This is a genomic window from Pseudomonas sp. A-RE-22 (genome assembly GCF_019956035.1).
In the GTDB taxonomy this organism is placed as follows: domain Bacteria; phylum Pseudomonadota; class Gammaproteobacteria; order Pseudomonadales; family Pseudomonadaceae; genus Aquipseudomonas; species Aquipseudomonas brassicacearum.
The window spans coordinates 36,376-58,619 of the sequence record NZ_JAHBCZ010000010.1; the positions used below are offsets into that span (position 1 = coordinate 36,376).

The 22,244-nt window shown below is 60.6% G+C and carries 21 protein-coding genes, 4 tRNA genes and 1 pseudogene; 12 read left to right on the forward strand and 14 right to left on the reverse strand.

The window, feature by feature from the left end:
• Positions 1–62: 62 nt before the first annotated feature.
• Entirely contained in the window at positions 63–2,996 is a 2,934-nt protein-coding gene (locus KGA89_RS05965; RefSeq protein ID WP_223470900.1) for a DUF748 domain-containing protein, read from the forward strand.
• 1 nt (position 2,997) lies between these two features.
• On the forward strand, positions 2,998–3,294 hold the full coding sequence (locus KGA89_RS05970; RefSeq protein ID WP_013694228.1) for a DUF2845 domain-containing protein: 297 nt from the start codon (positions 2,998–3,000) through the stop codon (positions 3,292–3,294).
• Between the two features lie 328 nt (positions 3,295–3,622).
• Here the strand turns inward: KGA89_RS05970 and KGA89_RS05975 are convergent, their stop codons facing one another.
• Both KGA89_RS05975 and KGA89_RS05980 read right to left on the reverse strand, forming a co-directional pair.
• Entirely contained in the window at positions 3,623–3,976 is a 354-nt protein-coding gene (locus tag KGA89_RS05975) for a BON domain-containing protein (RefSeq protein ID WP_038857822.1), read from the reverse strand.
• 272 nt (positions 3,977–4,248) lie between these two features.
• Entirely contained in the window at positions 4,249–4,674 is a 426-nt protein-coding gene (locus KGA89_RS05980) for a pilin (RefSeq protein ID WP_038857823.1), read from the reverse strand.
• Positions 4,675–4,898: 224 nt separating this feature from the next.
• Between KGA89_RS05980 and pilB the strand changes: the two genes are divergently transcribed.
• The 5 genes from pilB to yacG are packed head-to-tail and all read left to right on the forward strand — an operon-like array spanning position 4,899 to position 9,516.
• A complete protein-coding gene (gene pilB / locus KGA89_RS05985) occupies positions 4,899–6,599 on the forward strand; it encodes a type IV-A pilus assembly ATPase PilB (RefSeq protein WP_003205669.1) in 1,701 nt (566 codons plus the stop codon).
• A 2-nt stretch (positions 6,600–6,601) separates the two neighbouring features.
• Positions 6,602–7,819, forward strand: coding sequence for a type II secretion system F family protein (locus KGA89_RS05990; RefSeq protein ID WP_223470902.1), 1,218 nt, complete (start codon positions 6,602–6,604; stop codon positions 7,817–7,819).
• Position 7,820: 1 nt separating this feature from the next.
• Positions 7,821–8,690 (forward strand): prepilin peptidase, encoded by an 870-nt coding sequence (locus KGA89_RS05995; RefSeq protein WP_223470903.1) that lies wholly within the window; start codon positions 7,821–7,823, stop codon positions 8,688–8,690.
• A complete protein-coding gene (gene coaE, locus KGA89_RS06000) occupies positions 8,690–9,313 on the forward strand; it encodes a dephospho-CoA kinase (protein ID WP_223470904.1) in 624 nt (207 codons plus the stop codon). Before KGA89_RS05995 ends, coaE begins: the two co-directional genes overlap by 1 nt.
• Positions 9,310–9,516 (forward strand): DNA gyrase inhibitor YacG, encoded by a 207-nt coding sequence (yacG, locus tag KGA89_RS06005; RefSeq protein WP_003205675.1) that lies wholly within the window; start codon positions 9,310–9,312, stop codon positions 9,514–9,516. Before coaE ends, yacG begins: the two co-directional genes overlap by 4 nt.
• Here the strand turns inward: yacG and KGA89_RS06010 are convergent.
• The 3 genes from KGA89_RS06010 to KGA89_RS06020 all read right to left on the reverse strand — a co-directional run bounded on the left by KGA89_RS06010 (position 9,513) and on the right by KGA89_RS06020 (position 10,930).
• Complete coding sequence (locus KGA89_RS06010) at positions 9,513–9,728, reverse strand: hypothetical protein (RefSeq protein ID WP_013694234.1); 216 nt, start codon at positions 9,726–9,728, stop codon at positions 9,513–9,515. The genes yacG and KGA89_RS06010 overlap by 4 nt on opposite strands.
• Before the next feature lie 63 nt (positions 9,729–9,791).
• The gene (locus KGA89_RS06015; protein WP_003205678.1) at positions 9,792–10,478 is read right to left on the reverse strand and encodes an energy-coupling factor ABC transporter permease; all 687 of its coding nucleotides are present in this window, start codon (positions 10,476–10,478) and stop codon (positions 9,792–9,794) included.
• Between the two features lie 41 nt (positions 10,479–10,519).
• The gene (locus tag KGA89_RS06020; protein ID WP_003205679.1) at positions 10,520–10,930 is read right to left on the reverse strand and encodes a tautomerase family protein; all 411 of its coding nucleotides are present in this window, start codon (positions 10,928–10,930) and stop codon (positions 10,520–10,522) included.
• A 151-nt stretch (positions 10,931–11,081) separates the two neighbouring features.
• On the opposite strand from KGA89_RS06020, the gene KGA89_RS06025 reads away from it, so the two are divergent.
• From KGA89_RS06025 to KGA89_RS06045, 5 genes are all read left to right on the forward strand, one after another.
• Positions 11,082–11,981, forward strand: coding sequence for a LysR substrate-binding domain-containing protein (locus tag KGA89_RS06025; protein ID WP_223470905.1), 900 nt, complete (start codon positions 11,082–11,084; stop codon positions 11,979–11,981).
• 459 nt (positions 11,982–12,440) lie between these two features.
• The gene (locus KGA89_RS06030; RefSeq protein ID WP_003205682.1) at positions 12,441–13,067 is read left to right on the forward strand and encodes a DUF1780 domain-containing protein; all 627 of its coding nucleotides are present in this window, start codon (positions 12,441–12,443) and stop codon (positions 13,065–13,067) included.
• Positions 13,064–13,591: an MOSC domain-containing protein gene (locus KGA89_RS06035; protein ID WP_003205684.1), complete on the forward strand. Its 528-nt coding sequence runs from the start codon at positions 13,064–13,066 to the stop codon at positions 13,589–13,591. The genes KGA89_RS06030 and KGA89_RS06035 overlap by 4 nt, the downstream gene beginning before the upstream one ends.
• Positions 13,592–13,643: 52 nt before the next feature.
• Positions 13,644–13,817 carry a DUF3094 domain-containing protein gene (locus KGA89_RS06040; protein ID WP_003205686.1) on the forward strand — a complete coding sequence of 58 codons (174 nt, stop codon included), beginning with the start codon at positions 13,644–13,646 and terminating at the stop codon, positions 13,815–13,817.
• A gap of 60 nt (positions 13,818–13,877) precedes the next feature.
• The gene (locus KGA89_RS06045; RefSeq protein ID WP_003205688.1) at positions 13,878–15,176 is read left to right on the forward strand and encodes an NAD(P)/FAD-dependent oxidoreductase; all 1,299 of its coding nucleotides are present in this window, start codon (positions 13,878–13,880) and stop codon (positions 15,174–15,176) included.
• Between the two features lie 129 nt (positions 15,177–15,305).
• Here KGA89_RS06045 and KGA89_RS30675 read toward each other — a convergent pair whose 3' ends face one another.
• From KGA89_RS30675 to rluD, 9 genes and pseudogenes are all read right to left on the reverse strand, one after another.
• On the reverse strand, positions 15,306–16,169 hold the full coding sequence (locus KGA89_RS30675; RefSeq protein WP_371916764.1) for a methyl-accepting chemotaxis protein: 864 nt from the start codon (positions 16,167–16,169) through the stop codon (positions 15,306–15,308).
• Positions 16,161–16,931: pseudogene (locus tag KGA89_RS30680) on the reverse strand (MCP four helix bundle domain-containing protein); the annotation flags it as partial. The gene KGA89_RS30675 and the pseudogene KGA89_RS30680, both read right to left, overlap by 9 nt.
• A gap of 146 nt (positions 16,932–17,077) precedes the next feature.
• Positions 17,078–17,154: transfer RNA gene (locus tag KGA89_RS06055), tRNA-Pro, on the reverse strand.
• Between the two features lie 93 nt (positions 17,155–17,247).
• Positions 17,248–17,323 (reverse strand) — tRNA-Lys (locus KGA89_RS06060).
• Between the two features lie 5 nt (positions 17,324–17,328).
• A tRNA-Pro gene (locus KGA89_RS06065) sits at positions 17,329–17,405 on the reverse strand.
• A gap of 7 nt (positions 17,406–17,412) precedes the next feature.
• Positions 17,413–17,488: transfer RNA gene (locus KGA89_RS06070), tRNA-Asn, on the reverse strand.
• 300 nt (positions 17,489–17,788) lie between these two features.
• Positions 17,789–20,353 carry an ATP-dependent chaperone ClpB gene (gene clpB / locus KGA89_RS06075; RefSeq protein WP_003205692.1) on the reverse strand — a complete coding sequence of 855 codons (2,565 nt, stop codon included), beginning with the start codon at positions 20,351–20,353 and terminating at the stop codon, positions 17,789–17,791.
• 130 nt (positions 20,354–20,483) lie between these two features.
• Entirely contained in the window at positions 20,484–21,209 is a 726-nt protein-coding gene (gene pgeF, locus KGA89_RS06080) for a peptidoglycan editing factor PgeF (RefSeq protein ID WP_223470906.1), read from the reverse strand.
• Positions 21,206–22,168 carry a 23S rRNA pseudouridine(1911/1915/1917) synthase RluD gene (gene rluD, locus KGA89_RS06085; protein ID WP_003205696.1) on the reverse strand — a complete coding sequence of 321 codons (963 nt, stop codon included), beginning with the start codon at positions 22,166–22,168 and terminating at the stop codon, positions 21,206–21,208. Before rluD ends, pgeF begins: the two co-directional genes overlap by 4 nt.
• Between the last annotated feature and the right edge of the window lie 76 nt (positions 22,169–22,244).

The following is a 22,244-nucleotide window of genomic DNA, read 5'->3' on the forward strand; positions in this document are numbered from 1 at the left end:
GGAACCGTAAACGCATGCCATACTCCAAGGCATTCCGAATTCACACCAAGATGAAGCCGCACATGCCCAAAGGATTGATTCGCGCCATCGGCGCTCTGTTGACCGCACTGGCCCTCTACAGCCTGTTGGGCTTTCTGATTTTGCCGGGCATCGCCTTGCGCATCGCCAACCAGCAATTGGCCACCCTTGCGACGGTACCGGCCCAGATCCAGCGCATCGAACTCAATCCCTTCAGCCTTGAAGTCACCCTATGGGGCCTGAATATCGGCGAACCAGGCAAGGAACAGGTCGGCTTCGAACGGCTGTACGCAAATTTGCAACTCGACAGCTTGTGGTCCGGCGCCCTGCACCTGGTCGACATCGAGCTGGACAAGCCCAAGACCGAAGTGATGTTCGCCAAGGACGGTCAGTTGAACCTACTGGGCCTGTTCAAGCTGCCGGCCAGCGAGCCGACGCCTGCCGACCCCGAGGCGAAGCCGTTTCCCCTGCGGGTTGACCGAATCAAGTTGGCCGGCGGCTATGTGCATTTCCAGGACCTGCGCCCCAGCGAGCCCATTGAGTTTCTCTACGACACCCTCGACTTCGAGCTGAAGAATCTCAGCACCCTGCCCGACGACAATGCCGACATGACCCTGGTGGCCATAGGTCCCAACGGCGGGCAGATCGACTGGACCGGTAATTTCAGCCTCACGCCGATTGCCTCCCAAGGCACGCTCAAAGTCACCGACGGCCAGATGAAAGCCTTTTGGCCCTACGTACGCGACGCCGTGCCGCTGGTGTTGGAAAACGGCGTCCTGAACCTCAGCACCGACTACAAGCTCAACCTGGCCAAGGGCACCGAACTGCTGCTCAACAACGTCGCGGTCAGCGTCGCGCCCTTCGCCATCAAGGCCCCCGATGGTCGTCCACTGGTGAAGCTCGAACGCCTGGACGTGAGCGAAACCACGGTGGACCTGGCCAAGCAGCAAGTCATCGTGGGCAAGATCCGCAGCCAGCAGCTGGAAACCTGGGCCGCTCGCGAGGCGGACGGGCAACTGGACTGGCAGAAACTCTTCGCCAGCCAACCGGCCAAACCGCAGGTCAAGGCTGAACCGGCATCCGCCCCGGCAGCGGCAGACTCGCCAAAAGCTGAACCGGCACCGCCCAACAAACCCTGGCAGGTGATGTTGAAGGACGTGCAGCTGCGCGACTATAAGGTGCACTTGGCTGACCGTCAGGCCCAGCCCGCCGTGGCACTGGAGGTCGGCCCGCTGAACCTCGACCTGCAGAACTACGACACCCTCAACGGCTCGCCCTTTACCCTCAAGCTGGACACCGGGATAGGCAAGCAGGGCAAGATCCTCGCCGACGGCGAGGTCAACCTGAACCCGATCACCGCCAAGCTCAAGGTCAAGACCCAGGACGTCGACCTGCGCGTCGCCCAGTCGTACATCAACCCGTTCATTCGCCTGGAGCTGCGCTCCGGGATGCTCGGCAGTGATCTGGCGGTCGACCTCAAAAGCACCGAACCGCTGGCATTTGCCGTCACCGGCCGCGCCCAGGTCGATCAGTTGCACACCCTCGACACGCTCAAGACCCGCGACTTCCTCAAGTGGCAGAGCCTGGTCCTCGAAGGCCTGAGTTACCAGCACGGTGACAGCCTGTCCATCGACAAGGTCAACCTGTTCCAGCCTTACGCGCGGTTCATGATCAACGACGACCGCACCACCAACATCGATGACCTGCTGATCCCGCAACCGGCCGACAGCGGCACCAAGAAAGCCGCGGCAAAACCGGCGTCCCAGGAAAAACCGCTGGGCATCCACATCGGCGGCATTGCCATCAATGACGGTTCGGCCAACTTCGCCGACTTCAGCCTGACGCCCAATTTCGCCACCGCCATCCAGCAGCTCAATGGCCAGATCGGCACCATCGACAGCCGCCAGGCCAAACCGGCCAGCGTCGACATCAAGGGCAAGGTCGACCGTTACGCGCCTGTCACCATCAAGGGGGCAGTCAACCCCTTCGACCCGATGGCCAGCCTCGACATCGCCACCAGTTTCAAACGGGTCGAGCTGACCACCCTGACGCCCTACTCCGGAAAGTTCGCCGGCTATCGCATCCGCAAGGGCCGGCTCAATCTCGACCTGCATTACCGGATCACCCAGGGCAAGCTCCAGGCAGAAAACAAAGTGGTGGTCGAGCAACTGCAACTGGGGGAAAAAGTCGACAGCCCGGACGCCGTGAGCCTGCCACTCAAATTGGCCGTCGCATTGCTGAAGGATTCCGACGGCAAGATTTCCATCGAACTACCGGTGTCCGGCGATCTCAACGACCCGCAATTCAGTGTCATGCCGATCATCTGGCAGACCCTGCGCAACCTGGTGGTACGAGCGGCCCAGGCACCGTTCAAGCTTATCGGTGGGCTGGTGGCCGGCGGCGGCTCGGAAGACCTGGGCAGCGTGGCGTTTGCGCCGGGCTCCAGCGACCTGAGCAAGGACAATGAAGGCGTGCTGCTCAAACTGTCCGAGGCCCTTGGCAAACGTCCGGAGCTGCGCCTGGAGATCGAAGGCACCGCCGCCGAAAGCAGCGATGGCCCACTGCTCGCCGCCCAGCGCCTGGAACGCGAATACCAGTACAACTACTACAAGATGCTGCAGCGTCGGGGCGACAAAGTTCCGGCCCAGGCCTCTCTGATCCAAGTGCCCGAGGACGAAAAGGCACCACTGCTCGAAGGCATCTACCGCACCCGCCTCAAGACCCAACCGCCCGCCGAATGGACGCAATTGGACAAAAAGGCGCGCATCGAGAAACTGCGTGAAGGCGTGATCAAGTTCTGGAGCGGCAGCGACGTGCTCTTGCGTCAACTGGGGCAGGAACGGGCCAGCAGCATCAAGGACTTCCTGGTGGACAAAGGCCAGTTGGCCGATGACCGCGTGTATTTCATCGACGCCAGCCTCGGCCAGGCCGAGAGCGATGGCCGGGTGATTACCCCGATGCATCTGGATGCCGAATAAGATGAAACCCTGGTTTGGGCTCTGCCTGGGTCTAGTACTGGCCGCCGGCCAGGCCGCGGCTGCCGACACGCTGCGTTGCGGCAGCCAGTTGATCAGCGTCGGTGACCGCTCCAGCGAAGTGCTGCAAAAGTGCGGGGAGCCAGCGGCGCGGGATGACCTGGGCTACAAGCGCAGTGTCAATCGCCGGGAGGAATACCCGGTGGAAGAATGGACCTACGGCCCCAACAGCGGCATGTATCAGTACCTGCGCTTCGAGGGGAATCGGCTGGTGCAGATCACCAGCAAGCGGGGGCGGTGAGCTTGTCCGCACAGATGTGTTGAATGTGCCGCCGCCATCGCGAGCAAGCTCGCTCCCACATTGTTTAGGGTGATCTCAAAATCCGTGTTCACCGCCGCCCCCGGTGGGAGCGAGCTTGCTCGCGATGGCGGCAACTCGGTTCTGACTCGTGTGTAAACGCTGACCCGCAGATTGATTCCCCAGAATAGAACAGGCCCCCGGCACGAATGCCGGGGGCCTGTAATGGCCACGTCCGTGTGGCCTTTCGCATGAACTCCAAAGCGACGGCAAACGTATATCCTGGCCCGCTTGCCGCGCCTTCTCCCAGTCCAGGCGAGAAGTCTTGGCCTTACTCGGCTTTCAGGCCGTCAGCCGATACGGCCTTGACGCCTTTGATTTTCTTGGCGATCGCCACAGCGGTGGTTTTCTGGGCTTCGGTCACGGCAACAGTGGAAGACAGCGACACAACGCCTTTGTTGGTTTCGACTTTGATGTCGGTACCTGGAATGCCTTTTTCGGTGACCAGGTCGGCTTTGACCTTGGTGGTGATCCAGGTATCAGAGGTGGCTTCCTTGGCCTCTGTCACTTCGCCCGCAGCCAGCATCATTGGCGCCTGAGTTGCTTGAGTGGTCTCGGCGAATGCGCTAGCCATGGTCAGGGTCAGAGCGGTAGCAGCGGCGGCAGTGATAGCGAACTTCTTCATACGAGTAACTCCTGTTTTTCTCAAAAACTGCCGGAGGTGCATCCCGGCAGGGTTATCAGGAGTAGTGCGAACGCTGTGCCAGCTTTTAAAAATTAATTAATTTCTTATAAATCAGCAAGTTAAGCGAAACGGCAATTTTCGTGATCATGCAAAATGCATGAAGCGGTGATTCTGGACATGCAACTTGCGGGTTTTTGGCCAATTTCTAAGCTCATGAATTGCGAAGGGTTTCTGTATCGAGGCAGTTCACTGCCTCGATACGTGCACTCAAATCATGGAGTCGTCGCTGCTGTACCTGTGCATCCAGCCGGCAGGAATTCCTGAGCGGCGGTGGCGCCGCAGGTCCAAACGCCTTGAGTAGAGCGCGTAAGGGTGATCACTTTGCCGAGTACCGGAGCAGGCGCATTCAAAAGGGTACACTTGATAGTGCCCCCTCCATTCGATGCTGTTCCTGCAGCCTCCAACGTGCAATTGCTGGTGGGCGATGTCCCACCGATGTTGGCCAACGTTGGATCGGTACCTTGATTCATGATGTCCTCAAACGGCACTTTCAACGCAGAGACCTCCGCCAGCCCCGCCGTAGCCTTGGCCCGCGCCTGGTATTTGGAATATTGCGGCAACGCAAACGTCGCCAGAATGCCGATGATCGCCACGACGATCAGCAGCTCGATCAAGGTAAAGCCACTCTGCTTATTCATAGACATCTCCCATGCATGAGTCGAAATCTCATGACCTGAAACGGCCATTGCAGGGCACATGCCAACCCTGAAACCCCATCACTCAAGGGATTTGAACCAGCACAACGGCAACGTCCTACCTCAACAACCGCACTATCTGACGTTTTTTGTCACCCTGCCCCGCTGGTTTGGCGTCGAGGCTTGACTAGGCTATAAGTCATGAACTGTTCGCCGCCGGGATTCCCATGAATGACATCGCCCTCAGCGGCCTGACCAAGCAATTGGTGCTGGCCGAACTGCTCACCGAGCAAAGTGCGCAACAGGCGTATCAACAGGCTCAACGCAATCGCATCCCCCTGGTCAGCTATCTGGTGCAGAACAAACTGGTCCAGAGTCGACAGGTCGCGGAGATCGCCTCGGAGCATTTCGGCGTCGCCCTGCTGGACCTCAACAGCCTGGACAAAGAAACCCAACCCACCGGTCTGGTCAGCGAAAAGCTGGTACGCCAGCATCACGCCCTGCCGCTGTGGCGGCGCGGTAACAAGCTGTACGTGGGTATTTCCGACCCGACTAATCACCAGGCTATCAATGACATCCAGTTCAGCACCGGCCTGACCACCGAAGCCATCCTGGTGGAGGACGACAAGCTCAGCGACGCCATCGAAAAGTTTTTCGAGTCCAGCAGCACCGGCCTGGAAGGCATGGGGGATGTCGACCTCGACGGCCTGGACATCGAATCGATCGACGACACCAGGCAGGATTCCATTGCCGGCCAGGACACCGACGATGCGCCCGTGGTGCGTTTCGTCAACAAGATGCTGCTGGACGCGATCAAGGGCGGCTCTTCCGACCTGCACTTCGAGCCCTACGAAAAAATCTACCGGGTGCGGGTGCGCACCGACGGCATACTGCGGGAAGTGGCCAGGCCGCCGATCCAGTTGGCCAACCGTATCGCCGCACGCCTGAAAGTCATGGCCAGCCTGGATATTTCCGAGCGGCGCAAACCCCAGGATGGGCGCCTGAAAATGCGCCTGTCGAAAACCAAGTCCATCGATTTCCGGGTCAACACCCTGCCCACGCTCTGGGGCGAAAAAGTGGTGATCCGGATCCTCGACCCATCCAGCGCGCAAATGGGCATCGATGCCCTGGGCTACGAGCCGGACCAGAAAGACCTGTACATGGCCGCCCTCAAGCAACCGCAGGGTCTGATCCTGGTGACCGGCCCAACCGGCTCGGGCAAGACCGTGTCGCTCTACACTGGGCTGAATATCCTCAACACCGTGGACATCAACATTTCCACCGCCGAAGACCCGGTGGAGATCAACATGGAAGGCATCAACCAGGTCAACGTGAACCCACGCCAGGGGTTGGATTTCGCCCAGGCCCTGCGCTCGTTCCTGCGTCAGGACCCGGACGTGATCATGGTCGGCGAGATCCGCGACCTGGAAACCGCCGAGATCGCCATCAAGGCCGCCCAGACCGGGCACCTGGTGCTCTCCACCCTGCACACCAACAGCGCCGCCGAAACCCTGATCCGCCTGCAGAACATGGGCATTCCGGGGTTCAACATCGCCACCGCCGTGCACCTGATCATTGCCCAGCGGCTGGCGCGCAAGCTGTGCAGTCACTGCAAGAAGGCCATCGAGATTCCCGAGGAAACCTTGCTCAAGGAAGGTTTCCCTCGGGAACGCATCGGCACATTCACGATCTATGAGCCGGTCGGTTGCGAACAGTGCAACAACGGTTACAAAGGGCGCGTGGGGGTTTACGAAGTGGTCAAGAACACGCCCGAGCTGCAACGGCTGATCATGGCCGAGGGCAACTCGCTGGAAATCGATCTGCAAATGCGCAAGGACGGTTTCAATGACCTGCGCACCTCGGGGCTGCTCAAAGTGATGCAGGGCGTCACCAGCCTCGAAGAAATCAACCGGGTCACCAAGGATTGAACATGGCGGTCAAGGCAGTCAAAACCGATGTTTACACTTGGGAAGGCAAGGACCGCAAAGGCACGAAAATGAGTGGCGAGCTGACGGGTCAAAGCCCGGCGCTGGTCAAGGCACAGCTGCGCAAACAAGGCATCAACCCGCAGAAGGTGCGCAAGAAATCCACCTCGATATTCAGCAAGGGCAAGCGCATCAAGCCGCTGGATATCGCCCTCTTCACCCGCCAGATGGCCACCATGCTCAAGGCTGGTGTGCCGCTGTTGCAGGCGTTCGACATCATTGGCGAAGGCTTCGACAACCCCAACATGCGCAAGCTGGTGGACGAGGTGAAGCAGGAAGTCGCCGCTGGCAACAGCTTCGCCGCGGCGCTGCGCAAGTGCCCGCAATATTTCGACGAGCTGTACTGCAACCTGGTAGACGCCGGCGAGCAGGCCGGTGCCCTGGACACGCTGCTGGACCGGGTCGCGACCTACAAGGAAAAGAGCGAAGCGCTCAAGGCCAAGATCAAGAAAGCCATGACCTATCCAGCGGCAGTGGTCCTCGTCGCCGCAGTGGTCACGGGGATCCTGCTGGTCAAGGTCGTGCCGCAATTCGAATCGGTATTCTCCGGGTTTGGCGCGAAGCTGCCAGCCTTCACAGTGATGGTCATAGGCCTGTCGGAAATCATGCAGCAATGGTGGTGGGTGATGCTTGGCGGGGCGGTGGGGGCTTTTTTTGGCGTGAAGTATGCGCTCAGGCGTTCGGAGCGCTTTCGCGACTGGCGCGACAAATGGCTGCTCAAGCTGCCGCTGATCGGCACCTTGCTGTACAAATCCGCCGTGGCCCGCTACGCCCGCACGCTGTCCACTACCTTCGCCGCCGGCGTGCCGCTGGTGGAGGCCCTGGATTCGGTGTCTGGCGCCACCGGCAACGTGGTATTCAAACGTGCCGTGCAGCGCATCAAGCAGGAGGTCTCGACCGGCATGCAGTTGAATTTCTCCATGCGTGCCTCAGGGATTTTTCCGAACCTGGCGGTCCAGATGACCGCCATCGGCGAGGAATCCGGTGCGCTGGACGACATGCTCGACAAGGTGGCGAGCTTTTATGAGGCCGAGGTGGACAATCTGGTGGACAACCTCACCAGCCTGATGGAACCCTTCACCATGGTGGTCCTGGGGGTGGTCGTCGGTGGCCTGGTAGTTGCCATGTACCTGCCCATCTTTCAACTCGGCTCTGCGATCTGACATGCCCCTGAGCGAATTCTTCGTGCTGTATCCCCTGGCTTTCGTGCTCGTTGCAGCATTGCTCGGCCTGATCATCGGCAGCTTCCTCAACGTGCTGGTGTGGCGCCTGCCGAAGATGCTCAACCGCGAATGGCGCCTGCAGGCCCACGACCTGCTGGGCCTGCCGGCCGAAACCCCGGGCCCGGTCTACAACCTGATGCTGCCCCACTCCCAGTGCCCGCACTGCGGCCATCGCATCCGCCCCTGGGAAAACATTCCGATGCTCAGCTACCTGATACTGCGCGGCCGCTGTTCGAGCTGCGCCGCGCCCATCGGCAGGCGTTACCCCCTGACCGAATTGGCCTGCGGCGCGTTATCGGCGTTCGTCGCCTGGCATTTCGGTTTTGGCTGGCACGCCGCGATGGTGATGGTGTTGACCTGGGGCCTGCTGGCCATGAGCCTGATCGACGCCGAGCATCAATTGCTGCCCGATACCCTGGTGCTGCCGCTGTTGTGGCTGGGCTTGATCATCAACAGCTTCGGGCTCTTCGTGTCCTTGAACCAGGCGATGTGGGGCGCGGTGGCCGGCTACCTGGCGCTGTGGTCGGTGTTCTGGGTGTTCAAGCTGATCACCGGCAAGGAAGGCATGGGCTATGGGGATTTCAAGCTGCTGGCGATGCTCGGCGCCTGGGGTGGCTGGCAGATCCTGCCGCTGACGCTGCTGCTGTCGTCGTTGGTGGGCGCCGTTATTGGGGCGATTGTGCTGCGCTTGCGTGATGCCCCGGGGTCGGCGCAGATCCCCTTTGGACCTTATCTGGCCATTGCCGGCTGGATTGCCTTGCTCTGGGGTGGTCAAATAACCGACTTCTATTGGCAGTCTGTCGGTTTTTAATGAATACCTCAGTGAAAAAACCCTGGATTCTCGGCCTGACCGGTGGCATCGGCAGCGGCAAGAGCGCGGCGGCCCAGCATTTCATCGACCTGGGCGTGCACGTCATCGACGCCGATCATGCGGCGCGCTGGGTGGTCGAGCCCGGGCGTCCGGCGCTGGCGAAAATCGCCGAGCACTTCGGCCCCGGCGTATTGCAGGCCGACGGCGCCCTGGACCGAGCGGCGCTGCGCAAGTTGATCTTCGAGAATGCCGATGAACGCCGCTGGCTCGAGGCGCTGCTGCATCCGCTGATCGCCGAGGAAATTGCCCATCATCTGGCCCAGGCACAATCGCCCTATGCGATCCTGGTATCGCCGCTGCTGATCGAGTCAGGGCAGTACACCATGACCCAGCGGATCCTGGTGATCGATGCGCCGGAACAATTGCAGATCGAACGTACGTTGCAGCGCGACCAGACCAGCGAACAGCAGGTCCAGGCGATTCTCAAGGCCCAGTCCAGCCGCCAGGATCGCCTGAGCCATGCCGACGACGTGGTGGTCAACGATCGCGACCTCGCCTGGCTGCACAGCGAGGTCGAGCGCCTGCATCACTTTTACCTTACTTTGCGTGGAGGCCAATCATGAGCCAAACCCCAACCGTTGATTGCCCAACCTGTGGCGCCCCTGTGGAATGGAGCCCGGAGAGCAAGTTCCGGCCGTTCTGCTCTGACCGCTGCAAACTGATCGACCTCGGCGCCTGGGCGTCGGAAGAACACAAGATCCCGGTCAGCCCCGACGCCGAGGACGAGCTGTTCAGCGAAGACTTCGAGCCTCGCTCACATCATTAAGGCCGCATGAAACCGTAGTCCTGTTCATCGTCGAGGTTTTCCGCCAGGAAACTCAACTCATCGGCCAGGTCTTCAGGGCTGCGCACTGTCTTGCTCTGTTGCACGATCGCACTGAGCAAGGCGCGCAGGCTCAAGCCTGGGTCAAAACCAATTTCCATTGCGGCATCGTGGCTACGCCTGATCTCTTGTCTCGCCCACTCATAAACACTCATGGTTGTGCTCCTGGAAGTTTTCCAAAGCATGAAGGGCGTGTGGTGGTGCAGCCTTGACGTGAATCAAGGCTTGTCATCATCGTTCCACGGAGCCGACAGGTAGCGCGTGCGGTTGAAGGTCTCCAGCCATTCGGGACTGAACACCACCAACGCACTGATCACCATGCCGTTGATGAAGGCCTCGGGGAAGATGATCAACCAGAGGTAGCCGACAAAATCTTCCAGCCAGTAAGGCATGGCGAATATACCGTCGTACCACAGCAGACCAAGCCCCAGCAGCAGGCACGCCAACGCCGAAAGCGCGGCCGCGAGAAACCCCGAACAGAAGATATACACGAACAGATTGCGCGGCTGGGCGCGCTCCACCAGGATCGCGCAACACTCGGTGACCAGCACCGGCAACAGGATCAGCAGCGCACCGTTGACCCCTACCGCGGCCATGTCCTGACGGCCCAGTAGCACCAGCGCGAGCTGCGCGCACAGGCCACCGAGGATCGCCAACGGCCAGTCCAGCAGCAGCGTCACGGCAGTCATGCCAATGAAGTGATACGAAACGCCCGTATCGAAATCCCGGCGCACCAGCCACAGCATGAACAACGCCAGCACCGTACCGAACAGCAGGTGCTGGCGACGGCTGTCGGTGAACAGTTCGACCCACGGCGCCCGCACCACGGCCCAGGCCAACACCGGCACATACACCAGCCAACCGGCCGCCAGGGTCTGCGGTGAAAGCAGTTCGGCACCGATCATGGGCTACTCCTGCGAGAACTAGAACGCCGTCCGTGCGCTACTTAAGTAGCGACACTTCCTGGCTGTTGTACCAAGGCCATAGCAAACTTACCAAAGCCTACCGACCAATCCGAATAGTCATTCTCGTGCATGAAGATGAAAACGTCTTGCGGACGAACCTGGGCTTGAACCCCGAGATTGTCCGCGATTTTTTTGTAGAGCTCGCGCTTCATCGCATCACTGCGCCCTCTGCGCATCGTAATCTCAATCACGATCAAATGGTCTGAACGAGCCACACCGTTAAACGTGCGGCTGTAGAAAAACTGTTCAGGGTCATAGTCCGTGACCAGGTTGAACAATTCATCCTCTGGCATACCAATGCTCTCGACCAGTGCTTGATGTATGCCATCGACGATGCGCTGACGTTGCTGCTGGCTGGTGCCCTTGATGACGGCGGTACGAACGAATGGCATGTGAGGTGCTCTCAATTTGATAGGGAATGCCCCTCAATCCTGGCGACTCGGAACAGTCGGCAGACACTGCGGGAGCCGGGGGATTCTGCAAAATACGCTCGATACCTGATATCGATTTATACGCTCGATGTAATTGAGTTAAAGTCACTTTATGAAACGTCGCCTCCCCCCATTGAATGCGCTGCATACCTTCGAGGCCGCTGCCCGACTGGGCAAAATGATCGCGGCCGCCGAGGAGCTGTCTGTCACGCCTGGCGCAGTGAGTCGCCAGGTACGCCAGCTGGAGCTGAGTCTTGGTGTGGACCTGTTCGAAGGCCCAAAAAACAAACCTCAGCTCACCGTTGCCGGTAGAGAACTGCTGCCGGAACTGACGGCCGCACTGGATCAGATCGAGGCCGCGGTGAGCAGGGTCCGAGACACGGCGACAGGCACCTTGGACGTGTCCTGCTTCAGCACATTTACGGTCAAGTGGCTGATACCGCGTCTTTTCGACTTCAATACGACTTATCCAGGGATCAAGATTCGCCTGAGCTCACCGGTTCACGGGAGCGATCCGGGCCGGGATCGCTATGACGTGATGATCACGGCTGAACAGGGCATCGTGGGCGAGCAGAAAAACACCGTCCGGCTGTTTCCTGAACGATTGGGCGTCGTGTTGTCGCCCACCTTATCCGCACGTATTCAATTAGCCGACGTGGGCTCGATTTTCAGCCATCCCCTCCTGCATACCAAAACCCGTCCGGATGCCTGGGCGAACTGGGGGGATGCGATTGGACACCAGGCCACCGCGCCGGCCGGGCTGGAATACGAGCACTATTACTTTACGTTGGAGGCGGCGATTGCCGGCCTGGGGATTTGCGTCGCCCCGTGGCACTTGGTGGCTGACGACATTCGCCTGGGTCGCCTGGTGGCGCCGTTCGGGTTTCGCCCGAGCCGCTACGTCTATATCGCCAAGCGCAGCGCGCAGCAGAGCAAGAAGCTGGATTTGTTTTGCGCTTGGTTGGCGTGTCAGGCTGAACAGGATGATCTATTGGGCCCTGCATGGGGGTGATGCTGTTCACTTGAGCGTTTATCGGAGATTTGGTCTTCCATTCTGAGGGCTGTTTCAGCGTGGTGTGTATATCCGTTTCTGCGGTAACGGCCGCTTAGGGTTCCGCCCTGACGGCGGCTCACTTTTGAGAAGCCCGGGAGCCGGCCCAGTCAAAAGTAAGCAAAACGCTTCTGCCCCACCACTCGGTGCCTCGCCTAGGCTCGGCATACCTGAACGAAGGCATTGATCCGTGGGCCGCCGCGAAGGGCCATCCATGGCCCAGCGCGGCTCTCCCGATCGTACATCCGTTAGATCTGTGGGAGCAAAGCTTGCTCGCGATAGCGGTGGTGCAGATGCATAGAGGCTCGCCCCCTTGCTTTAGGCTCTAAGTGAACAGCATTACCTGGCCTGAGCGGAAATTTGCCCCTTCACAGCAAGCTTTATTTTTTTTGATCACATTTGAACGCTAAGCTTGGGCTCATGGATGACTCAGATTACTTACGCCTGCTGACCATCGCGGCCGAGCAAGCCAACGCCTTTCTCTCAAATGCCCGCAAATGGGAGCGTGAGCGTTGGGTCTGCCAGCGTCTGCTGCAAGGGCTGAACGTGCCTTATCGCGCCGACGAGTTCGCACCGGCCGGCGAGCCGCCGGACGTGTTGTTTCGCGATGCCAATTTCGAGGTGTTTTTCGTGCTCGACGAGGGCCGCCGCCTCAATGACGAATGGCGCGATGAACTGCAACGCCGCCGCAGCGCTTTCTCCCTGAGCCAGCTGGTGCGTCGTGAGGCCAAGCCGCGGCGGATCCCGGCCAATGAGTTCCTGATGCGGCTGGCCCCGACCCTGCGCAAGAAAGCTCACAACTACACCGAGCGCGGCATGGACCTGGGCGACCTGGACATCATCGCCTTCGCCAGTCTCAAGCGCGAAGTGCTGGACCTCAACAGTCACTTCCCACCACCGACCGAATACCTGCGCCAGGGCTGGCGCTCGCTGTCACTGGTGGGGCCGACGTTTGCCCGGGTGCTGTTCGCCCACCCCGACGCGCCGGACTTCCTGCGCAGCAACCTGGGTCGCAGCATCGTGTTCGATGTCGGGATCAGCCTGTGAGCCCACTGCAGGAACTGATTGCCGCTGTGCCCCAGCAAGGCCGCGTACGCTGGATTGGCGTACGACCCCAGGGCCATGCGCCCATGATCGAACTGGACGCCGTGGAAGCCCGCCTGGAGGCTGGGCTGACCGGCGATCATGCCCGCCCCGGCGTGCGCAATGCGCGGCAAGTGACGCTGATCCAATGGGAGCACCTGGCCGTGATCGGCGCGCTGATGGGCCGTCCCGAAGACCGGCCCGTGCTGCCACAGGAGCTGCGACGCAATATTGTGGTCAGCGGCATCAATCTGTTCAGCCTCAAGGGCCGGCGCTTTCGCATTGGCCAAGCCATTTTTGAAACCACCGGTTGGTGCCAGCCTTGTGCCCGACTGGAGCGAAACCTCGGCGAAGGTACGTTCCAGGCGGTACGCGGCCATGGCGGAATCACCGCCCGGGTGTTAAAAAGTGGAATCATTCGCCTGGACGACAGCCTGAGCGTCGAACCCGTTCCGGCGAGCGGCTACGCTGCTTTCAATGCCGGCTAGCCGGACGCTGTAACGTCTTCACATTCCGCAACGTCTACCTGACGAGGCCTTTATGACCAGCCGCCTGAACCCAGAAGACCAGAAGCATGTCGAAGAGTACCTGCAACTGTCCCAGCACCGAGTCGAGCGCCGGCCTTTCCGGCCGTGGATGCTCCTGGTGGTGGTACTGGCCGTGACCATCGGCCTGGGCCTGTTGAGCCGACTGATCAGTTACCTGACGCTATGAGTTGCATGGCACTCGCGCAGGTAACGGCACCGATTTCCTTTAGCCTTGCGAGATATCCCCATGACTCATCGTATTGTCATCGTTGGCGGCGGCGCCGGCGGTCTGGAGTTGGCTACCCGTCTGGGTAAGACTCTGGGCAAGCGTGGCACGGCCAGTGTGATGCTGGTCGACGCGAACCTGACCCACATCTGGAAACCGCTGCTGCACGAAGTGGCCGCCGGCTCCTTGAACTCCTCCGAAGACGAACTCAACTATGTCGCCCAGGCAAAATGGAACCACTTCGAGTTCCAGCTGGGGCGCATGAGCGGCCTGGATCGCGAGCGCAAGAGAATCCAACTGGCCGCCACCTATGACGAGACCGGCGTCGAGCTGTTGCCGGCCCGGGAACTGGGCTACGACACCCTGGTGATTGCCGTCGGCAGCACCACCAATGACTTCGGCACCGAAGGCGCGGCGCAGCACTGCCTGTTCCTCGACACCCGCAAACAGGCCGAGCGCTTCCATCAGCAATTGCTGCACCACTATCTGCGCGCCCACGCCGGGCAGACCGATATCGTCGAGCGCATCAGCGTCGCCATTGTCGGCGCCGGTGCGACCGGGGTCGAACTGGCCGCCGAGCTGCATAATGCCGCCCACGAACTGCACGCCTACGGCCTGGACCGGATCAAACCGGAGAACATGCACATCACCCTGATCGAGGCGGGCCCACGCGTCTTGCCGGCCCTGCCGGAGCGTATCGGCGGGCCGGTGCACAAGACCCTGGAAAAACTCGGGGTCAACGTCATGACCAACGCCGCCGTCAGCCAGGTGACCGCCGACAGCCTGATTACCGCGGACGGCAAAGTGATCGACGCGAGCCTGAAAGTCTGGGCCGCCGGGATTCGCGCCCCGGACTTCCTCAAGGACATCGACGGGCTGGAGACCAACCGGATCAACCAGTTGCACGTGCTGCCCACTTTGCAGACCACCCGCGACGAGAACATCTTCGCCTTCGGCGATTGCGCCGCCTGCCCGCAACCCGGCAGCGAGCGCAACGTCCCACCTCGCGCCCAGGCCGCACACCAGCAGGCCTCGCTGCTGGCCAAATCCTTGAAGCTGCGGATCGAGGGCAAGGCCCTGCCGGAATACAAATACACCGACTACGGCTCGCTGATCTCGCTGTCGCGGTTCTCGGCAGTGGGCAACCTGATGGGCAACCTGACCGGCAGCGTGATGCTCGAAGGCTGGCTGGCGCGGATGTTCTATGTGTCGCTGTACCGCATGCACCAGATGGCGCTGTACGGCATGTTCCGCACGGCCATGTTGATGCTGGGTAGCAAGATCGGGCGTGGGACCGAGCCTCGGCTGAAGCTGCACTGAGTCAGCAGCACTGACATTGAATGATCCACCGTCATCGCGAGCAAGCTCGCTCCCACAGTTGATCGCGGTCATCCTGTGGGAGCGAGCTTGCTCGCGATGAGGTCGGTACAGCCAGTACTGAATCCTCGATCAAACCTGAAACCGCTGCACCATCATGCGCAGCGAATTCGCCAGCTGCGACAACTCATGGCTGGACGCGCTGGTCTGGCCCGCGCCGGAAGCCGAGCGCACCGACAAATCACGAATGTTCACCAGGTTGCGATCCACCTCGCGGGCCACTTGCGCCTGTTCTTCGGCGGCGCTGGCGATCACCAGGTTGCGTTCGTGGATTTCATTGACCGACGCCGTGATGGTCTGCAACGCGTCCCCCGCCCGTTCCGCCATGGCCAGGGTACTGGCGGCGCGACTGGAGCTGGCCTGCATGGAGTCGAGTGCCTGGGTGGCACCGCTGCGCATGCCCTGGACCATTTGCTCGATTTCCTGGGTCGATTGCTGCGTGCGATAAGCCAGCGCCCGCACCTCATCGGCCACCACCGCAAACCCACGCCCGCTCTCACCCGCCCGGGCCGCTTCGATGGCCGCGTTGAGGGCCAGCAGGTTGGTCTGCTCGGCGATGGCGCGGATCACGTCCAGCACCTTGCCAATATCCTGCGATTGGTTGGCCAGGGATTGCACCAGGCCACCGGTCACCTGCACATCGCTGGCGAGGGCGCCGATGGCATCGACCGTGTCGCTGACCCGCTGCTGCCCAAGGGACGCCGATTCACTGGACTGACGCGTGGCATCGGAGGTGGAAACCGCATTGCGCGCAACCTCCTCCACGGCAGTGGTCATTTCGGTGACGGCCGTGGCCGCCTGTTCAATTTCGTTGTTCTGTTGTTGCAGGCTGTGGGTGCTGTCGAGCGTGACAGCGTTCAGCTCATCGGCGGCGGTGGCCAGTTGCGCGGCCGAACCGCTGATGCCCTGCAACGTCTCACGCAGATTCTGCTGCATGGCCGCCAACGCCTTGAGCAAGCGACTCACTTCGTCGTTGCCATGGGTCTCGATTGGCCGGGTCAGGTCACCCCGGGCGACGTTCTCCGCAGCGTTGAGCGCCTCACCCAAGGGCTTGACGATACTGCGCGTAAGCAACATGGCCAGGGCTACCGTGGCCAGGGCGGCAAGCACAACGAACAGGCTGACGATCATGCGGGAATTGGCGTAGTGCTCCTGGGACTTCTGGCTCTCGATGGAGACCTGCTTGGAGAACAGCTCCGCCAGGTCGTTGAGCTGCTTGCCGGAACCGTCCACCACGGTCTTCATGTCCACCAGCAGCAGCTTGATCAGCTCATCCCGACGCCCTTGTTCTGCCAGGGTGAAAGATTGCGCAATACCTGCACGGTAAGCGGCGAAGGTCTGCTTGAACTGGTCGTAGAGGGCTTTGCCTTCAGGCGTCACAACGAGCTTTTCGTAGGCAGTGATTTTTTCGCTCAGCTCCTTGTCGCGCGTATCCATCTGCCCGCGATACACCGCAATGTTCTTCGGGTCCTGATCCAGGGCCATGCGCAGGGAAATGGTGCGGATCCGCAGCATCCACTCGCGGATCTCGTCACCGCCGCGAATGCTCGGCAGCCACTGGGTTTCCACCGCGACTTCACTGTCACGAATACTCGACATCTGTCCCAGTGCGAACACCCCGAGCAACGCCACCAGCACGGCGATCAAGGCAAAACCCAACGCGGCACGAGGGGCGATATTCAACTGACGAAGAACCATAGGGAATGCCTTTTTTATTGTTGGCCTGAAGTGGGGCCAGGCCCCTGTCGGCGGGTTATCGGCAGGTTGTACGATGTCTTAAGTCCAATTCACTTTATCGCAGGCAAAAAAAATCCCCGTATCTTTCGATACGAGGATTTTTAATATGGTCGGGGTAAGGGGATTCGAACTCCTGACATCCTGCTCCCAAAGCAGGCGCGCTACCGGACTGCGCTATACCCCGGTAAAAAAAAGGCGACCTTCGCAAGTCGCCTTCTCGATCAGCGCTTTTGGCCTCTGATCTTAAGATTCGATTCCAGCGAGCTGGTTTCAAAAATGGTGGGTCGTGTGGGATTCGAACCTACGACCAATTGGTTAAAAGCCAACTGCTCTACCAACTGAGCTAACGACCCAAAAATGGTCGGGGTAAGGGGATTCGAACTCCTGACATCCTGCTCCCAAAGCAGGCGCGCTACCGGACTGCGCTATACCCCGATTGAAATGGCTCCGTGACCAGGACTCGAACCTGGGACCCAATGATTAACAGTCATTTGCTCTACCGACTGAGCTATCACGGAACTGATATTTCAAGTTACAACGTTGAAGCTAGCTTCAACCTCTTCTACCCTTACGCATCGCTGCGTTCGTGTGTCTGAGGCGCGCTATTCTACAATCTTCAAAACCTCTGTCAACCCCTTAAATTGCTTTCAAGACAATGATTTGCAACTTATTTTGGATTCCTTCTCAGCGAGAAGTAACCCTTGGGGTGACTGACTGCGGGGCGCACTTTACAAGCCTTTTCCTTTGAGTTCAACGGCCTGATGAAAAAAATGGCCTCGCAAAGCGAGGCCATCTCAATTGCAGGCAGTGCCAGCCTTTCAGTTGAAGACGATTTCGTCGTTCTCCACTGTACCGGTCACAGTCTCACCAGGCATGAACCGACCGGACAGGATCAACTGCGCCAGCGGGTTTTCGATCCAGCGCTGGATCGCCCGCTTCAGCGGCCGTGCGCCATAGACCGGGTCGTAACCCACCGCAATCAGCTTGTCCAACGCCTCGTCGCTCAACTGCAGTTTCAGCTCACGTTCGGTGAGGCGACTGCGCAGGCGACCCAACTGGATCTCGGTAATGCCGGCAATCTGATCACGAGCCAATGGCTCGAAGATCACCACTTCGTCGACCCGGTTGATGAACTCCGGCCGGAAGTGCGTAGAGATCGCGTCCATCACCGCCGCACGCTGCGCCTCGCGGTCGCCCACCAGTTCCTGGATCTGCGTCGAGCCCAGGTTGGAGGTCATCACGATCACCGTGTTGCGGAAGTCCACCGTGCGCCCGTGGCTGTCGGTCAGGCGACCATCCTCCAGCACCTGCAGCAGGATATTGAACACATCCGGGTGCGCCTTCTCGACCTCATCGAGCAGGATCACCGAGTACGGCTTGCGACGCACTGCCTCGGTCAGGTAACCGCCCTCTTCATAACCGACATAACCCGGTGGCGCACCGATCAGCCGTGCCACGGAATGTTTCTCCATGAACTCGGACATGTCGATGCGCACCATGGCCTCTTCAGTGTCGAAGAGGAACTCGGCCAGCGCCTTGCACAGCTCGGTTTTACCGACACCGGTCGGGCCGAGGAACATGAACGAGCCGCTCGGCCGGTTCGGGTCCGATAGCCCGGCACGGGAACGACGCACGGCGTTGGACACCGCCACCACCGCCTCTTCCTGGCCGATCACACGCTGGTGCAGCAGGCTTTCCATCTTCAGCAGCTTGTCACGCTCGCCTTCGAGCATTTTCGAAACCGGAATGCCGGTCCACTTGGAGACCACTTCGGCGATTTCTTCCTCGGTGACCTTGCTGCGCAGCAACTGGTTTTCGCTCTTGCCGTGCTGGTCGACCATCTGCAGGCTGCGCTCCAGATCCGGGATCACCCCGTACTGCAGCTCGGCCATGCGGTTGAGGTCGCCTTTACGACGGGCCGCTTCCAGCTCCTGGCGGGATTGTTCGATCTTCTGCTGGATCTGCGCCGAGCCCTGGACTTCGGCTTTCTCCGAGTTCCAGATTTCCTCGAGGTCGGAATACTCACGCTCGTGACGAACGATTTCTTCCTGCAACCTTTCCAGACGCTTCTTCGCCGCTTCGTCGCTTTCTTTCTTCAGGGCCTGGGACTCGACCTTGAGTTGAATCAGGCGCCGCTCCAACCGATCGAGCACTTCGGGCTTGGAGTCGATTTCCATGCGGATACGGCTCGCGGCTTCGTCGATCAGGTCGATGGCCTTGTCCGGCAACTGGCGGTCGGTGATGTAGCGGTGGCTGAGCTTGGCCGCCGCGATGATCGCGCCATCGGTGATCGCCACCTTGTGGTGAACTTCGTAGCGTTCTTTGAGGCCGCGCAGGATGGCGATGGTGTCTTCCTCGCTCGGCTCCTCCACCAGCACTTTCTGGAAGCGCCGCTCGAGGGCTGCGTCCTTCTCTATATATTGGCGGTACTCGTTGAGCGTGGTCGCGCCGACGCAGTGCAACTCGCCACGGGCCAGCGCGGGCTTGAGCATGTTGCCGGCGTCCATCGAGCCTTCGCCCTTGCCCGCACCGACCATGGTGTGCAGTTCGTCGATGAACAGGATGATCTGCCCTTCCTGCTTGGACAGCTCATTGAGCAGGGCCTTGAGCCGTTCTTCGAATTCACCACGGTACTTGGCACCGGCGATCAAGGCCCCCATGTCCAGGGACAACAGGCGTTTACCCCTGAGGCCGTCCGGCACTTCGCCGTTGATGATGCGCTGGGCCAGGCCCTCGGCGATGGCGGTTTTACCCACGCCTGGCTCACCGATCAGCACCGGGTTGTTCTTGGTACGGCGTTGCAGCACCTGGATCGTGCGGCGGATTTCATCGTCGCGACCGATCACCGGGTCGAGCTTGCCTTCCTCGGCACGCTTGGTCAGGTCGACCGTATATTTGTCCAGTGCCTGGCGCGACTCCTCGTGGTTGGCGTCGTTGACCGCTTCGCCGCCACGCAGGTTGTTGATGGCATTTTCCAGGGCTTTCTTGCTCACGCCCTGGCCGAGCAACAATTTGCCGAGCTTGCTGTTCTCGTCCATGGCGGCGAGTAGCACCAGCTCGCTGGAAATGAACTGGTCGCCCTTCTGCTGGGCCAGGCGATCGGCCTGGTTGAGCAGCCGCGCCAGGTCCTGGGACATGTTCACGTCACCGGTGGGGTTCTGGATCTTGGGTAACTGGTCGAGTTCCTTGGCCAGTTCTTTGCGCAGGCTGTTGACGTCAAAGCCGACCTGCATCAGCAGGGGCTTGATGGAACCGCCCTGCTGTTCGAGCATGGCCTGCATCAAGTGCGCCGGTTCGATACCGGGATGGTCCAGGCCGACGGCCAGGGACTGGGCATCGGACAGGGCCAACTGTAATTTGCTGGTTAAACGATCAATACGCATGGGTCACCTTCCTAATGAGCAGGCCGGACCTTGGAAACATCCTGAATGAAGAAACCTGCCAGATACCGTTATAGATGTGGTCGATTCTGGAAGATTCAAGCCGGGCGCCCTTGATACAGATCAGAGAAGTCTAGCGTTCGATCCAGATCAACGAGGCGAAGCGACCAGTGCGCGGGTTGCGGCGGTAGGAAAAGAACCGAGGGTCGGTCACGGTGCAGAGACCGCCACCGTAGACGGCCGTGACACCGCGTGCGGCCAGGCGCAGCCGTGCCAACGCGTAGATATCGGCCAGGAACTTGTCGGCGTTGGGGCTCGCAGTAAAGGCTTGTGCCGCCTGGGGCAGTTGCGCGATGAAGGCTTCACGCACTTCCGGCCCGACTTCAAACGCTTGCGGACCGATGGCCGGGCCGAGCCAGGCGAGGATTTCATCCGCGGGCACGGCAAGGCTGTCGAGGGTGGCTTCCAGCACGCCGTTCGCCAGCCCGCGCCAGCCGGCATGGGCTGCCGCGACGCGGGTGCCGGCACGGTTGCAGAACAGCACGGGCAGGCAGTCCGCGGTCATCGCGGTGCAGGCGATACCGGGTGTGTCGGTCCAACTGGCATCGGCAGCCGCCACCTGGGCCGGATCAGCCTCGACCACAGCAATGCCGTGGACCTGCTGCAACCAGGCCGGGGTGATGGCGAATTGATCGGTGAGGCGACGACGGTTTTCGGCGACGGCCACAGGATCGTCGCCCACATGGTCGCCCAGGTTGAGGCTGTCGAACGGCGCCAGGCTGACGCCGCCCGCACGGGTCGTGACACAGGCCTTGACCCGAGCCGGCGCGGGCCAGTCGGGTATCAGCCAGCCACTCATCCGATGAACGCCTCGCGGTCCTGCTTGAGCAACGTCAGCAGCCAGACGAAATCATCCGGCAACGGCGACTCCCAGCTCATGCGCTTGCCGGTCGTCGGATGATCCAGCTCCAGGAAACGTGCATGCAGCGCCTGGCGCGGGAAGTTCTTCAGCGATTCGACCATGGTCTGGCTGGCAGCCGGCGGAATGCGGAAACGACCGCCGTAGGCCGGGTCGCCCACCAACGGGAAGTTGATGTGGGCCATGTGTACACGGATCTGGTGGGTCCGACCGGTTTCCAGCTTGACCCGCACATGGGTGTGGGAGCGGAAACGCTCGAGCACGCGATAATGGCTGACCGCCTGCTTGCCGCCCTCCATCACCGCCATGCGCTGGCGCTGCTGGCCGTGACGACCGATGGGGGCGTTGATCTTGCCACCGGCGGTGACGACCCCGATCACGATGCATTCATAGATGCGGCTGACGCTGCGGCTTTGCAGCTGTGTGACCAGCTGTGTCTGCGCCTGGATGGTCTTGGCCACCACCATCAGACCGGTGGTGTCCTTGTCCAGGCGATGAACGATGCCGGCACGCGGCACATTGATAATGTCCGGTACGTGGTGCAGCAAGGCATTGAGCAAGGTGCCATCAGCATGGCCGGCAGCCGGGTGCACCACCAGGCCCGCAGGCTTGTTGATCACCAGGATGTCATCGTCTTCATAGACGATGTCCAGGGCGATGTCCTGGGCGACCCATTCTCCCTGGGCCTCCTGTTCGGCAGTCAGCTCGAGAATGGCACCGCCGTGGACGATGTCGCGCGGACGGATCACCGCCCCATCCACAGTCAGGCGGCCGTCCTTGATCCAGGCGGAAAGGCGCGAGCGAGAGTGCTCGGCAAAGAGTTGTGCGGCGACTTGATCGAGGCGTTGGCCGCCCAATTCGGACGGCACCTCTGCGCGAAGTTCTATTTTATCGGACATGCTCGGACTGGGCGTCGGCACAGCCTTTGGTTTCGGCTGCGCGCTTGTGGTTAAATACGGCGTCTTTTGCCCCGAG